Here is a 14,765-nt window from a genome sequence, read left to right as displayed (position 1 = left end):
GCTGGGGCTCGGCAGCGGCTACAGGGGCCGCAAGAGCCCCCGGGGCATCAGTAGGCCATGGTCCAGGTCAGGGTGTAGGTGCGGCCACGGCCCTGGTAGTCGTAGAGGTAGTCCGGGCCGTAGGTCGGCGAGTAGAACAGCTTGGCGCGCTGGCCCCAGACGGTGCTGTACTGCTTGTCCAGCAGGTTCTGGATGCCGCCGCTGAAGGTGCCGAACTCGGTGTCGTGGCTGCCCAGCAGGTCGAAGGTGGTGTAGCCGTCGATGGTGTTGGGCGCATCCACGCTGTGGGTGGCGTCGATCTGCTTGACCGCGTCGTCCTTGAGGGTGAAGGCGTGGTTGCCCTGCAGGCGCACGCTGCTGCTGTCGTCCTTCCAGCCGACGAAGGCGGTGAGCTTGGACAGCGAGGCATACCGCGCATCACGCTTTTGCCAGCCGCCGTTCTTGCCCTCCTCCTCGGAACGCACCGCATGCAGGGTGCCGCCCAGCTCCCAGCCGTTCTGGAAGTGCCGGGTCAGGGCGCTTTCAAAACCGTAGTCGCGGCTTTTCTGGTCCTTGACGTCAATGGTCAGGGTGGCCTGGTCGGTGGTGATCACCTTGTCCGACCAGATGTAGTACAGCGCCGCCTGGGCATCCCAGTCGCTATCGGAGAAGCGCCAGCCGGTCTCCACCTGGCGGCTCTTGATCCCGGCCAGCGGGTTGTCGTCCACGCTCAGGCCCGGCTTGCCGTAGAACTTGGCCGGGTCCGGCAGATCGAAGCCCTCGCCGTAGTTGACCCACAGCTGGTGGCCGTTCTTGAAGTCGTAGATGGTGCCCAGGTTGTAGAGGTTGACCGCATAGTCGTTGCTGCCGCCGGGTACGTTCTTGAACTGGCCCACGTCCACGTCCATCTGCTGGCGCCGGTAGCCGCCGGATACCGTCAGGTTGTCGGTGGCGTGCCAGTCCAGCTGGGCATAACCGGACAGGCCGTCGACCCGGTAGCTGGGATAGCGCGGCGCCTTGCTCTGGGTCACCAGGTCGAGGCCGCCGCTGCCCGAGGAGATGCCCTGGTCGAAGGTGCTCTGCTGGGCATTGAAACGCTCGCGGTCCAGGTCCACGCCGTAGGTCAGCTTGAACGCCTCGAACTCCTTGGCGAACAGCGCCTTGAGGCTGGTGACTTCGAAATTCTGCTGGGACGCGGCGAAGTACACACCCTTGGAGCCTGCGGGGCTGCCGCTGTTGTAGTAGGGGAACGGGAAGAAGTTGTCGTCTTCCTTGCGGTACGAGGCCTGCAGGTAGAAATCCTGGCCCAGCACGTCGCTGTGGTGGTAGTTGGCGTTGAGCAGCAGGCGCTTGGTACGCGGTTCCAGGTCGGTGGAGTAGCCGCCGCGCAGCTCGGCGTCTTCCAGGTTGGACGGCGCCTTGTACTTGAGGTTGGGGAAGTAGATCCCGGTGCTGCCATGGTTGCCGGAGTCGTAGTACTGGGCCAGCAGGTCCAGGCTCTGCTCTTCGTTGAACTGCAGGGCCAGGCTGCCCATCAGGTCCAGGGTACGGTTGTACTGCAGGTCGGTCTGGGTGTTGTCGATGAAGATCTGCTTGCCGGCACCGTCATAGAACGCCTGGTTCTGCTCCCCCGCCACCGCCAGCCGGCCGCTGATGGCTTCGTTGCCGCCGCTCACCGACTGGGCGATGCGGGTCGTCAGGTCGTCACTGTTGTTGAAGCCGCTGCTGGCCCCCAGCTGGGTCTCGAAGCGCGCCGGGCCCGGTTCGCCTTTCTTGGTGACGATATTGATGATGCCGCCGGTGGCGCCGCCGCCGTAGATGGCGCTGGCCCCGGACAGCACTTCGACCCGCTCGACGTTGAACGGCGAGATGCTGTCGAACTGCCGGGACAGGCCCCTGGAGCTGTTCTGGCTGACCCCGTCGATCATCACCAGCACGTTGCGCCCGCGCATGTTCTGGCCGTAGTTGGTGCGCCCTTCCGGAGCCAGGTCGAGGCCCGGTACCAGCTTGCCGATGGCTTCCTTGAGGCTGACCCCGGTGCTCAACTGCTCGCGCAGCTGGCTCTGCTCCACCACCCACACGGTGCCTGGAATCTCGCTGATGGCGGCGCTGGTGCGTGACGCCACGGTGACCTGGGTCGGCTTGAGGTTGAGGCTGGCGGCCGGCACGCCAGCCCGACGCAGGATCACCGTGTGCCCGTCGCTGAACGACCAGCTCATGCCACTGCCGGCCAGCAGGCTTTGCAGGGCCTGGGCCACCGTGACCTCGCCGTTGAGGGCGGTGGATTGCAGCCCCTCGACATCGCTGGTGGTGTACAGCAGGCGCAGGTCGGCCTGATCGGCGAAGCGGGTCAGCGCCTGGTCCAGGGGCTGGGCCGGCAGGTTCAACGAGACCCGGCGCTCCTGGGCGCTGCCGGCCTGGCTGACCGTGGCGGCCTCCTGGGCCTGGGCCAGGACCGGGCTCAAGGCCCCGGCGAACAGGGCCTGGGCCAGTAATGTGCGGCGCATGATGTGGTGACCGCGCCCCAGTGTCGACAGCTTGAACATTGCTTTCACGTGTTCCTTCCCAGCCGGTTGAAATGACGTCAATGAGAATGATTGTCTTCTCAGTCTCACTACGACGATTTCCCCCAGGGGAACTTGCAGTGCCCAGGCAAAAAAAATTCGACTCAGTGCAGGACCGCCAGCCATGGCAGGTAGGTGACGTGCAGCGGGTAGCGCTGCTGCAGGGCCTTGAGCGAGCCTTGCGGATCATGCAGGTCGAACACGCCGCTGATGGCCAGGGACGCCAACTGACCGTCGGAAATCAGGATGCGCCCGTGCTGGTAGCGCTCCAGTTCACCTATCACCTCACCCAGCGGGCGGCCGTTGAAGATCAGCTTGCCGCGCTGCCAGGCGGTCAGGCTGGCGGCGTCCACGGTCTGCTGGGCCAGCAGCGGCTGGCCGGGCTGGTATTGCAGGCGCTGGTCGGCCTGGAGCAGCACTGGTGCGTGGTCACCGCTGAACTGCACCTGCCCTTCGCGCACCACCACCGTCAGTTGGTGGCCGTCGCGGCGCACGCTGAAGGCACTGGCAGCGCTTTGCAGTTGCTGGGCCTGGGCCTGGACCACGAAGGGCCGCTGCGGGTCGGCCAGCGGTTCGAACAGCGCTTCGCCGCTGCGCAGGATCACCCGGCGCTCATCCGCCGAGTAGGCCACCGACAGCGCACTGGCGCTGTTGAGGGTGACCCGCGAGCCGTCCGCCAGGGTGATGCTCTGTTGCTGGCCGACCCCGGTGTGGTAGTCCGAGGTCAAGGCCGGCCACTGCTGCCAGCCCAGGCCAGCCCCCAGCGCCAGCAGCAGCGAAGCGGCCAGCGCCGGCCAGAGGCGCCGTGGCCGGCGCACCATGACGGGCGGCGCCTGGTGTTGCCGCGCGGTCTCGGTCTGCCCCAGGTCACCCCACAGTTGCTGGGCCTCGGCGGCCGCTGCGGCATGGGCCGGGCTGCGCTGGCGCCATTGCTGGAAGGCCATGCGCTGGGCCGGCGTGGCGTTGCCGGAGTGCAGCAGCACCAGCCAGTCGATGGCGGCGTCTTCGAGGCTTTCGGGGTGGTCGGTCATGGCATCGGCGGCAGGCAAGAAGGAATCATTCATGGTGGACTTTCAGCCAGTCGCGGCAATGGCGCAGGGCCTGGCCGATGTATTTTGCCACCATGCTTTCGGAAACGCCCAGGCGCAATGCGATCTGTGCCTGGGTCAGGCCTTCCAGGCGATTGAGCAGCAAGGCCTGGCGGGCGTTGTCCGAGAGTTGCGCCAGGGCCTCGTCGAGCACCGCCAGGCGCTCCTTGGCCAGCAGCACGGCTTCCGGTGCCGGGGCCGGGTCCACCGCTTCGGCGTGCTCCTGGCCGTCGGCGAGGTTGGCCGCCAGGCGCTGCTCGCGGCGCAGGGTGTCGATGGCCAGGTTGCCGGCCACACGGAAAATGAAACCGCGATCGTTGTGCACCTCCACCGTCTGCGGATCAACCTTGAGCAGCTTGAGGTAGGTCTCCTGGGCCACGTCCGCCGCCCGTTGGCGATCGCTCATGCGCCGGGTGAGAAACTTCAGCAGGTCGTCGTAATGCTCTTGAAAGCTGCGCAGCAGGCTGGGGGTCGGCAGCATCGGGGGGCGGTCCGCAGATCGGGGAGGCGGATTATTCCATAAAGGCAAATGAGAAACAGTATCTTTCGTATCCTTTCCAACTTGGCTTTTTCCGCCTGTTTGCCCTTCTGGCTGCGGCGCCTTTCTGGCATCCTGCGCCTCCTTTTTTTCTGACCGGGTGCGCACGTCTTGTCCATGACATGGCGTTGCGGCCCAAGTCCCGTCCACTTTCCGACGTGTGCCCCCGTAGTTTTCACACGTCACTGGCAGGCCTTTTCCCATGACCGCACCCGACCGCTCCCCTCCCCGCTACAAGTCAGACCTGATCTATGGCCTCAACGACCGTCCGCATTTCAGCGCGGCGATCTTCGCCGCCCTGCAGCATGTGCTGGCCAGTTTCGTCGGCATCATCAGCCCGACCCTGATCTTCGGCGGGGTCCTGGGGCTGGAAAGCGAGCTGCCGTACCTGATCAGCATGGCGCTGTTCGTCTCCGGCCTGGGCACCTTCGTCCAGGCCCGGCGCCTGGGGCCCATCGGTTCCGGCCTGCTGTGCGTGCAAGGCACCAGCTTTTCCTTTATCAGCGTGCTGCTCAGTGCCGGCTTCATGGTCAAGGGCCGGGGCGGCGACACCAACGAAATCCTCTCCACCATCTTCGGCATCTGCTTTGTCGCAGCCTTTATCGAGATGTTCCTCAGCCAGTTCATCGGCAAGTTGCGCAAGCTGATCACCCCGGTGGTGACCGGCACCATCATCACCCTGATGGGCCTGTCGCTGATCAAGGTCGCGGTCACCGACATGGCCGGCGGCTACGGTGCCAGTGACCTGGGCGCGGCGAGCAACCTGGGGCTGGCGGCGCTGGTGCTGCTGACCATCGTGGTGCTCAACCGCTTCAACCACCCGATGCTGCGCCTGGGCTCCATCGTCATCGGCCTGACCCTGGGCTTCGTGGTGGCCTGGATGCTCGGCCGGGTGGACATGGCGGCCATGCCCGAGGTGCCCCTGGTGAGCGTGCCGGTGCCGTTCAAGTACGGCTTCTCCTTCGACCTGATCGCCTTCATTCCCCTGGCGGTGATCTTCCTGATTTCCCCCCTGGAAGCAGCCGGCGACCTGACGGCCAACTCGATGATTTCCCAGCAGCCGGTCAAGGGCCCGCTGTACATCAAGCGCATCAAGTCCGGGCTGCTGGCGGACGGTTTCAACTCGGCGGTGGCAGCGGTGTTCAACAGCCTGCCGATGGTCACCTTTGCCCAGAACAACGGGGTCATCCAACTGACCGGCGTCGCCAGCCGCTACGTGGCCTACTTCATTGCCGGGCTGCTGGTGCTGCTGGGCCTGTTCCCGGTGATCGGCGCGGTGCTGCAACTGATGCCCAAGCCGGTGCTGGGCGGCGCCACCCTGATCATGTTCGGTACCGTGGCCGTGGCCGGGATCAAGATCCTCGCCGAGGCCGGGCTGCACCGGCGCAACGTGCTGATCGTGGCCATCTCCCTGGGCATGGGCCTGGGCGTGGCGGCGGTGCCGGAAGTGCTGCGCGAGCTGCCCAAGGCGCTGCACAACATCTTCGAGTCGCCGATTACCGTGGGCGCCTTCTGCGCGATCTTCCTGAACATCTTCCTGCCGGAGGAATTCCTTGAGCTGGAAGAAGACGAGTTCGATCCGGAAGCGGCGACCCTCAAGGTCATGCAAGACCCGGACATGAGCGGCAAAGCGAACTCCTGAGGCTCGCGGGCGTCTATGCTGCGAGCGCTGGTGATGGGCCCTCGGCCGTGGAAGGCTGGCCGGGGGGTTGCCAGGCAAGGCCCTGCGGGCCTTGTCGCAGCCTCGCGGCTCGGCAGCGGCTACAAGGTGCCGGCCAGCCATTCATTTCCATTGCCGACAGGTATTCCATGCGTAGATTGATCGCCTTGACCCTGGTACTGCTCAGCCTGAGTGCTTGTGCGCTGTTGCCCAATCGCGATCCACTGGCGATCAATGTGGTGGGCATCGAGCCACTGCCGAGCCAGGATCTGGAAATGCGTTTCGCGGTGAAACTGCGTCTGCAGAACCCCAACGAAAGCCCCATCGACTACAACGGCGTGGCCCTGGACCTGGAAGTCAACGGCCGCCCCCTGGCCTCCGGGGTCAGCGACCAGCAGGGGCATATCGGCCGCTACTCGGAAGACATCCTGGTGATCCCGGTCAGCGTCTCGGCCTTCTCGGTGCTGCGCCAGACCCTGGGCCTGAGCCAGACCCAGAGCCTGGACAACCTGCCCTACGTGCTGCGCGGCAAGCTTGCCGGCGGGCTGTTCGGCACCCAGCGCTTCATCGATCGCGGGCAGCTCAGCCTGAGCAACCCCGGCGCCTGGTAACTAGAACACCGACCAGCCGATACGCTGGCTGAGCAGTTCCAGGGCCGCCATGCCCACCAGCGAGTTGCCGGCGCTGTTGAGCTCCGGCGACCAGACGCAGACCGTGAACTGCCCCGGCACCACCGCCACAATTCCCCCGCCCACCCCGCTCTTGCCCGGCAGGCCGACCCGATAGGCGAAGTTGCCGGCCTCGTCGTACAGGCCGCTGGTGGCCATGATCGAGTTGACCTGCTGGGTCTGGCGCCGGGTGAGAATCTGCTCCCCGCTGTGCTTGCAGAAGCCGTCGTTGGCCAGGAAACAGAAGGCCCGGGCCAGATCCACGCAGCTCATGCGCAAGGCGCAGTGGCTGAAGTAACTGCGCAGCACCGCCTCCACATCATTGTGAAAGTTGCCGAAGGACTGCATCAGGTAGGCCATGGCCGCGTTGCGGGCGCGGTGCTGGTACTCCGACTCGGCCACCCGACCGTCCACCATCACCTGCAGGTTGCCCGACAGGCGCCGGACAAAGTCGCGCATGGACAAGGCCGGCGCGGCAAAGCGCGACTGGTTGATGTCGCAGATCACCAGGGCCCCGGCATTGATGAAGGGGTTGCGCGGCCGGCCACGCTCGAACTCCAGTTGCACCAGGGAATTGAACGGCTGCCCCGAGGGCTCGTGGCCCAGGCGCTCCCAGATCGCCTCGCCGGAATGACCGATGGCCTGCACCAGGCTGAAGACCTTGGAAATGCTCTGCACCGAGAACGGCGTATCGGCGTCACCGGCGCTGAACACCTGGCCGTCGTTGCCATACACGGCAATGCCCAACTGATTGGCCGGCACATCCGCCAGGGCCGGAATGTAATTGGCCACCTGGCCTTGGCCGATCAGGGGGCGGACTTCATCGAGAATCTGGTTCAACAGGTCTTGCATGTTCTGGCTCATTACCGATACGACTGCGGGGCTATGGCAGCTAGACGCACGCCAGGGCCGGCGCAGCACAGTCCACCGGCAAATGCCCCCCCTGTAGGAGCTGGCTTGCCAGCGAAGGCGTCGGCAGATTCGCCACATGCCTTTCGGGCCCCTTCGCCGGCAAGCCGGCTCCTACAGCCAGATGGCGTCCCAGAGGGGGTAATCGTGCACGCGGGTGACCAGGCCGGCGCGAATCGGGTTGGCGACTATGTAACGGGAGCCCCCCAGCAGGTTCTCTTCCCGGCGCAGTGCGCGGTCGTGGTAACCCTTTTGCCAGACGCGACCGGTTCGCTGCAGGCAAGCATTGATGTCCCGTGCGCTGCGGGATTTGATGCCGCGCATCAGGGCCGATAGCGAGCCCGTCCCCAGCGCCAGCAGCCAGTGGAAATGATCAGGTATCACCACCCAGGCCAGGGAACTGGCACGACCTTCAAGTTGGGCCTGGTGCAGTTGTCGCACCAACAGGCGGCCGATACGCCAATCACCAAAGAATGGTTCGCGGTGGTGGGTCACAGCAGTGAGCAGGTAGACCTGGCCGGTTTGAGAGTAGCGCCCGGTACGCAGCCGGTTGCCGTGGAAGCGCTGGGGCATTGCGATGCCCTCCGTGTGACGGATACACAAGCCAAGGCTAACCCGTGGGTACGGGTGCGCCGGGGCATTGTGGATCCGGGTATTTCTGGGAGGGTCTCTTCGCCGGCAAGCCGGCTCCTACGGGTGAGCGCTGGCCTTGCAGGAGCTGGCTTGCCAGCGAAGGCGGTGCAAGAGTTTCTGAAGATGTCACCCAAGCCGTGGCGAATTCTCCAGCAGGGTCCGGGTGTAGATGTGCTCGGGTCGGTCCAGCACGGCGTCCACTGCGCCCTGCTCCACCACCCGTCCCTGCTTGAGCACCAGCACCCGGTCGGCAATGGCCCGTACCACGCCCAGGTCATGGGTGACGAACAGCAGGGTCAGGCCTTCGTCTTGCAACTGGCGCAGGAGCGCGAGGATCGAGGCCTGTACCGAGACGTCCAGGGCCGAGGTGACTTCATCGCAGATCAGCAGTTTGGGTTCGCTCACCAGGGCCCGGGCAATCGCCACCCGCTGTCGTTCGCCCCCGGACAGGCTGTGGGGATAGTGGTCCGCCAGGGCCGGCGACAGCGACACCCGTTGCAGCACCGCATGGACCCGCGCCCTGGCCTCGGCCCCCCGGATGCCGAAAAAGTGCTCCAGGGGTGCGCTCAGGGTCTGGTACAGGGTGTGCCGCGGGTTCAGCGCCCGATAGGGGTTCTGGAAAATGTACTGGATCTGGTGCCGCAGCCCTTTGCTCCGCTGCCGGGCCGACAGGCTCAGAGGCTGGCCGGCATACCGCACCCGGCCTTCGGCGTGCTCGCCAAGCCCGGCCAGGGCCCGGGCCAGGCTGGTCTTGCCGGAGCCGGACTCGCCCACCAGCGCCAGGCACTCCCCCGCCACCACTTGCAGGCTGACGTCGAACAGCACCTGGCGGTCATAGGCCAGGTTCAGGCCCTGGACCTCCAGCAGCGGCCGTCGTTCGCTGCCGGACACAGCCGCTTGCACCGCCACCACGGGCGCCGGCATGGGCAACGCCTGCCGATAAGGGTCGATACAGGCCACCTGGACATCAGTTGCAAGCCCTTGCAGCAACGGCTCGCCCGCTGTGCATTGGGCACCCTGGCGCGGGCACCGGGGGGCGAAGGCACACCCCGCCGGCCGCTGCCCCGGCGCCGGGGCCTGCCCAGGTATCGCCAGCAGGGGCCGGCGCTGGCCGACATCGGGAATCGCCGCCAGCAGGCCCCGGGTATAGGGGTGGGCCGGCTGGCGAAACAGCGCCTCGCGGGAGGCGCTTTCGACGATCCGCCCGGCGTACATCACCAGCACCCGGTCCACCAGGTCCTTGATCACGGCCAGGTCGTGGGACACATAGATCGCCGCCACACCCAGGCTTTTGCACAGGTGGCGCAAGGTGCCGAGGATGTGCGCCTGGGTGGTCACATCCAGGGCCGTGGTGGGCTCATCGAGCACGATCAGCCGGGGCCGCAGGACAAAGGCCAGGGCCAGCATCACCCGCTGCTGCTGGCCGCCGGACAGCTGATGGGGAAAGCGCCGCAGGAACTCGCGATCCGCCGGCAAGCCCACATCCTTGAGGGTGTCGCGGATCCGCTGCTGCCGCCCGTGGCGGTCCAGGTGCGATGGATGCACCGCCAGGGTTTCCTCCAGCAGGTCGGCAATGCGCAGCGCCGGGTTCAGGGCGGTGGCCGGGTCCTGGGCCACATAGCCGATCAGGCCGCCCCGGGCCCGGCGCAGGTCCTGCGCCGAGAGGTCCAGCAACGACTGCCCGGCCACCTCGACCCGCCCTTCGACAATCCGCGCGCCCCGCCGGGCATGGGCCAGCAGGGCCGTGGCCAGGGTGGTCTTGCCCGAGCCCGACTCCCCCACCAGGCCAAGAATTTCCCCCGCGGCCAGGCTGAAGCCGACCCCGGACAACACCTCCACGCCAGCCGCCAGCTCCACCCGCAACCCCTCAACCTGCAGCACCCGGGCCTCTCGGGTCACTTCCACCACGGCGTTCATGGGCCTTTCTCCCCGATCCGCGCCTGACTGCGGCCGATGCCCTCGGCGAGGATGTTGGTGCCGTAGGCGAACACCCCGATCAGCAGCGCCGGGGCCAGCACCGCCCAGGGCTGGACCAGCAGCCCGGCCTGGTTCTCGTTGATCATCAGCCCCCAGTCGGCGGCCGGCGGCGCCACCCCATAGCCGAGGAAGCTCAGCCCCGACAGCATGCCCACGCCCCAGGTCAGCATGTTGCCGAAGTGCACCAGCAGCGGCGTGAGGATGTTCGGCAGGATTTCCCCAGAGAGGATCCGCCAGCGCGAATAGCCCATCATCTGCGCCGCCTCGACGAACTCCTGCCCCGCCACCGCCACCGCGCTGCCCCGGGCCAGGCGCACCACCCCGGGGGTGAAGGCGATGGCCACGGTGAGCACGATCAACCAGGGCGCGCGCCCCAGCATCGAAACGATCAGCAGCACCAGGATCAGGTCGGGAAAGGCCAGGGACACATCCGCCAGCCAACTGATCAACGTGTCCAGCCGGCGCCGCGAAAGGCCGGCCAGCAACCCCAGGGCGCTGCCCACCAGCAGGGCGATGGAGGCCGCCGCCAGGGACATCCACAACACCGACAGGCCCCCGCTGAGCAACCGCGAAAGCACGTCGTGGCCAAGAAAGTCATGGCCGAGCCAGGCGCCGGCAGCGGGCGCGCCGTACACCGGGCCCAGCATGTCGGTGCTGCCATGGGGCGCCAGCCAGGGCCCGAACAGCGCCAGCAGGACCACCAGCAAGGTGATGAATGCGCCCTTGCGGGTTTGCGGTTCGCCCAGCCACAGGCGCCAGCGGGAAATGCGTAAGTCGTTCATGGATAGGTTCTCATGCCGCAGGTTCAGGGAGCCTTGGGCGCCGAGCGGCGCCACCAGGGCTGGAGGCCTCGTCGGTTGCGGCGGATCAGGCCGGCCCGCCGCGCCGTACGCAACTTGGGGGTCAGCAGCACCGTGGCCAGGTCTGCCAACAGGTTGATCAGCACCACCCCCAGGGTGATCACCAGCACGATGGCCTGGATCATCGGCAGATCGCGCATCTGGATCGCCGAGTTGAGGGCGGTGCCGATCCCCGGATAGCTGAACACCACTTCCGCCAGCAGGGCCCCGCCGATCAGGGTGCGCAGGGTCAGGGCCAGCCCCTGCACCGCCGGCACCAGGGCATTGGCCAGGGTGTGGCGCCAGACGATGCGCCACTCAGGGATGCCCCGCAGCCTCGCGGCGATCACGTAGTCCGATTCCAGGGCCTCGATCATTGCCGCGCGCACCATGCGCGTCAGGTAGGGCAAGGCCGATAGGCTCAAGGCCAGCGCCGGCAGTACCAGGAATTGCAGCTGGCGCCACAGTGCCAGCTGGGGGTCGAGGATCGATACCGCCGGCAGCAGGTCCATGTGGGGCATGGAAAACAGCAGCACCAGGCCAATGGCCAGGAGAAAACCCGGGGTAGCCTTGAGGAAGATCAGCAACGACAGGCTCCAGCGGTCCAGGCGGCTGTCACGACGCAGGGCCAGGGTCACCCCCAGCAGCAGCGCCGCGGGCACCACCAGCGCGATGACCCCGGCCAGCAACGCCAGGGTGTAGCCCAGGCGCGCGAAGAGGACGTCGGCCACTGGCGCGCTGGAATCCAGGGACTGCCCCAGATCGCCTTCCAGGGTCTGGCCCAGCCAGTGCAGGTACTGCTCCAGCAGTGGCCGGTCCAGCCCCAGTTGCCGTTGCAGGGTGAGGATGCTTTCCAGGGGCGCGTCGGGGCCAAGGATCACCCGCGCCGGGTCCGAGGGCAGCGCCTGGGTGGCGATGAACACCACCAGGCTGATGACCCAGGCCGTGAGCAGGCCGTAGCCCAGGCGGCCGACGAACCAGGACAGCCAGGCCGGGGTACGGGGCGTGTTGCGGCAGGTGTCAGGCATGGTTCAACCACATTTCGTCAAAGCGCCAGGAGGCGAAGGTCGTCTGTTCCGGCACCAGCCCGCCAACCCGCACCGAGGCCGCGTCCAGCACATCGTTGAAGCCCCAGATCAGCAGCCCGCCGCGCTGGTGCTGGATGGCCTGGGCTTCGTGCACCCATTGCCGGCGCAGTTGCAGATCGGGCTGGGCCAGGGCCTGCTGGTACAGCTGGGTGAATCGCGGGTCGTGAAAGTTGCTGCGGTTGTAGATGGCCTGGGGGGCGTCGTTGTGAAGCGCCGAGGCAAGAAAGCCCCGGGCCGGCGTGGCCCCGGGCGACAGCAGCCACTGTTCGCGCTGGGGGCCGTTGAACACCGAAGCGTCAACCTGGGTCACCTTGACCTCGACCCCGGCCCTCTTCGCCTGCTGGGCGAACACCAGCGCCGCGTTCACCCCCGGGCCCGGGGTGGTAGTCAGCTCCACCCGCAGGTCGCTGTGCCCGGCCTGACGCAACAGCGCACGGGCCTGTTCCAGGTCATGGGGCCGCTGGGCAATGCCGTGGTTGTAGGTGGGGTCGTGGGGCGAATACAGGTCATTGGCGACTCGGCCGAAACCATTGAGCCCACGGTCCACCAGCTCCTGGCGGTCGGCCAGCAGGCGGAACGCCTGGCGCACCCGCACATCCTGGAACGGCGCCTTGGCCAGATTGAGGTTGAAGCCGGTGAAAGAAGTACTCGGCGAGGCGTAGAAGCGCAGCCGCGGATCGGCCTTGAGCAGCGCGCTGTGCTCGGCCTGTACGCCGCTGGCCACGTCGATCTGCCCGGCCCGCAGCGCCGCCGCCCGCGACACCTGGTCCTTGAACTCGATGATCTCCAGTTCGTCGGCGTAGGGCTGGCCGGGCTTGTAGTAGTTCTCGAAACGGCTGTACAGCGAGCGCTGGCCGGGAATGAAGCGCTTGAGTCGGTAGGGGCCGGCGCCCACCGGGTTGGTCTGCGGGTGGTAGTCGGTGGGCACTATGGCACCGAAGCTGATCAGGGTTTCGTCCAGGGGAAAGAAGCTCTGGCCCTGTTTGAAGCGGATTTCGATGGTGCGCTGATCGAGCTTGCGCAGGGCCTGGCGATCGATGGCCCCCACCAGCCCGGCAAAGGGCGAAGCCAGTTGCGGGTCGGTCAGGCGCAGGATGGAAAACAGCATGTCGTCGGCGCCGATGCTCTTGCCGTGGTGGAACTCCAGCCCCGGCTTGATGCGGATGGTCCAGACGCTGGCGTCGGCATTGGGCTCGGCGAACTCCGCCAGGGCCAGCCGGGTGCTGACGTCCGGGTTCCATTCCCAGAACTTGCTGTACAGCGCCCAGCCGCGAATGATCCCGCCGCCCACCGGTTTGTGGGCGTCGAGATTGCCGGACTGGTCGCCATCGATGATCCCCACCCGCAGGCGCCCGCCACGCACCGGGGTGCCGGGCAACAGCGGCGCGACACCGGGCGCCGCACCGTTGTCACAGCCGCTGAGCAGGCTGCTGCCCAGCAACAGGCCGCCACCGGCGGCCAGGGAATGGCCGAGGAATACCCGGCGGGAAAATGCCTCGCTCATGGCTCGCTCCTCAGGCCTGCTCGGTGGCCTTGGCCGGTTGCCTGGCCACCAGCGTGGCGCCCAGGCGCGGCACCTCGAAACCGTGGTCCAGGTCCAGCAGCGGGAACAGCAGGTCCGCCACCCGGTGGGCCTCGTCGATCAGCGGAAAGCCCGAAAGAATGAAGGCCGAGGTGCCCTGCTCTTCGTATTCGCGAATACGCTCGGCCACTTGCCGCGCGCTGCCCACCAGGTAGGTGCCGGCGGCGGGCCCGAGAATGTTGAAACCGAACAGGCTCGGGCCGAGCCAGACATTGGGGTAGATCTCCAGGTCCCGGGCCTTGGGCAGGCGGCCGGCGCGGATCGCCTCGACATTGCGCTGGATCTGCGGGTCGTCGCTGTGGAAGCTGTCCAGGGTTTCCCCCAGCGGCAACTGGCGTTCGATGGAAGCCCGGGCGGTCTGCAGCGAGGTGCGCTGCAGCAGTTTCTCGGCGTGGGCCCAGGCCTCCTCCTCGGTTTCCCGGACGATGATCTGCAGGCGCGTACCGAAGCTCAGCTCACGGCCGATCTTCGCCGCCTCGGCGGCCACCTTGCGGAATTTCTCGCCGAGTTTCGGCGGCGTGTCGGCAAAGCTCAGGTACACATCCAGCAACTGCACCGAATGGGCCACTCCCGGGCCGGAGGTGCCGGCGCCCCACAGCGGGATGCCGGGGCGTTGCCTCGGCGCGTGCCAGCCGCCCAGGGGATGGCCGGCGGCGGCCGGCGAGCGCGGCGCCAGCTTGACGTAGCGGCCGTCGTAGCCGTCGGTGTCCCCGGCATAGAAGCCCTGGAACGCCCGCCAGTACTCCAGGCTGAAGTCATAGCGCTCATCGTGGGGATAGTGCACCCCCAGGGTGGCCAGCCCGGCGTCACTGCCGTTGACCACGTTGAACAGCAGGCGGCCGTTGGAGAACTGATCGAAGGTCAGCGCCCATTTGGCCAGCACCGCCGGCGACAACTCCCCCGGGTGCTGTGCCACCAAAAAGCGCAAGCGCTGGGTGGCATCGATCAGCGCCGCCGAGACCGCCAGGCTTTCATTGGGGCTCGAACCCAGCAGCGAACCGTAGTAGCCCAGGCGATCGCTGGCCACCGCCAGTTGCTTGAGGTGCTGGAAATCGGTGTTCCAGCGCCCTTCCGGCTCCCAGGGATAGGGGCCGTCGGGGGTGGTGAGGTACCAGAGAATCTTGACTGCCATGTAGCTGTTCCTTGAATGATTGAAGCCTGTACAGCCATTGCTGCCCCGCTCACCGCCCACCCCCACCGCGTAGGAGCCGGCTTGCCGGCGAAGAGGCCCTCAAGCCTT

At 66.9% G+C, this 14,765-nt stretch carries 11 protein-coding genes and 1 pseudogene; 2 read left to right on the top strand and 10 right to left on the bottom strand.

Translation table 11 applies throughout. The features are described 5' to 3' along the window. Positions 1 to 47 precede the first annotated feature (47 nt). The 3 genes and pseudogenes from AC1RCO_RS04960 to AC1RCO_RS04950 form a co-directional block, all read right to left on the bottom strand. Positions 48 to 2,525, bottom strand: a complete 2,478-nt coding sequence (locus tag AC1RCO_RS04960) for a TonB-dependent receptor (protein ID WP_065364124.1) — start codon at positions 2,523 to 2,525, stop codon at positions 48 to 50. 122 nt (positions 2,526 to 2,647) lie between these two features. Continuing rightward, entirely contained in the window at positions 2,648 to 3,607 is a 960-nt protein-coding gene (locus tag AC1RCO_RS04955; protein ID WP_492617459.1) for a FecR family protein, read from the bottom strand. Positions 3,608 to 3,614: 7 nt separating this feature from the next. Further along, positions 3,615 to 4,112: pseudogene (locus AC1RCO_RS04950) on the bottom strand (RNA polymerase sigma factor); the annotation flags it as partial. Between the two features lie 259 nt (positions 4,113 to 4,371). Here AC1RCO_RS04950 and AC1RCO_RS04945 point away from each other — a divergent pair. Together AC1RCO_RS04945 and AC1RCO_RS04940 are read left to right on the top strand one after the other, a co-directional pair. Next, positions 4,372 to 5,811 (top strand): nucleobase:cation symporter-2 family protein, encoded by a 1,440-nt coding sequence (locus AC1RCO_RS04945; RefSeq protein ID WP_011061444.1) that lies wholly within the window; start codon positions 4,372 to 4,374, stop codon positions 5,809 to 5,811. 167 nt (positions 5,812 to 5,978) lie between these two features. After that, positions 5,979 to 6,440 (top strand): LEA/WHy family protein, encoded by a 462-nt coding sequence (locus AC1RCO_RS04940; protein WP_011061445.1) that lies wholly within the window; start codon positions 5,979 to 5,981, stop codon positions 6,438 to 6,440. Here the strand turns inward: AC1RCO_RS04940 and glsB are convergent, their stop codons facing one another. The 7 genes from glsB to AC1RCO_RS04905 form a co-directional block, all read right to left on the bottom strand. Then, on the bottom strand, positions 6,441 to 7,349 hold the full coding sequence (gene glsB, locus AC1RCO_RS04935; RefSeq protein ID WP_011061446.1) for a glutaminase B: 909 nt from the start codon (positions 7,347 to 7,349) through the stop codon (positions 6,441 to 6,443). A gap of 171 nt (positions 7,350 to 7,520) precedes the next feature. Further along, entirely contained in the window at positions 7,521 to 7,979 is a 459-nt protein-coding gene (locus tag AC1RCO_RS04930) for an REP-associated tyrosine transposase (protein WP_492617458.1), read from the bottom strand. A 186-nt stretch (positions 7,980 to 8,165) separates the two neighbouring features. After that, on the bottom strand, positions 8,166 to 9,956 hold the full coding sequence (locus AC1RCO_RS04925) for a dipeptide ABC transporter ATP-binding protein (RefSeq protein WP_445495371.1): 1,791 nt from the start codon (positions 9,954 to 9,956) through the stop codon (positions 8,166 to 8,168). Further along, positions 9,953 to 10,798 (bottom strand): ABC transporter permease, encoded by an 846-nt coding sequence (locus AC1RCO_RS04920; protein ID WP_052470412.1) that lies wholly within the window; start codon positions 10,796 to 10,798, stop codon positions 9,953 to 9,955. The genes AC1RCO_RS04925 and AC1RCO_RS04920 overlap by 4 nt, the downstream gene beginning before the upstream one ends. A 23-nt stretch (positions 10,799 to 10,821) precedes the next feature. Further along, the gene (locus tag AC1RCO_RS04915) at positions 10,822 to 11,883 is read right to left on the bottom strand and encodes an ABC transporter permease (protein ID WP_492617457.1); all 1,062 of its coding nucleotides are present in this window, start codon (positions 11,881 to 11,883) and stop codon (positions 10,822 to 10,824) included. After that, a complete protein-coding gene (locus AC1RCO_RS04910) occupies positions 11,876 to 13,447 on the bottom strand; it encodes an ABC transporter substrate-binding protein (protein ID WP_492617456.1) in 1,572 nt (523 codons plus the stop codon). The genes AC1RCO_RS04915 and AC1RCO_RS04910 overlap by 8 nt, the downstream gene beginning before the upstream one ends. A gap of 10 nt (positions 13,448 to 13,457) precedes the next feature. After that, positions 13,458 to 14,657: an LLM class flavin-dependent oxidoreductase gene (locus AC1RCO_RS04905; RefSeq protein ID WP_492617455.1), complete on the bottom strand. Its 1,200-nt coding sequence runs from the start codon at positions 14,655 to 14,657 to the stop codon at positions 13,458 to 13,460. Positions 14,658 to 14,765 lie beyond the last annotated feature (108 nt).

It is taken from the genome of Pseudomonas sp. GW823-FHT03E05 (assembly GCF_058796855.1).
This window is presented reverse-complemented; position numbering and strand designations above follow the sequence as displayed.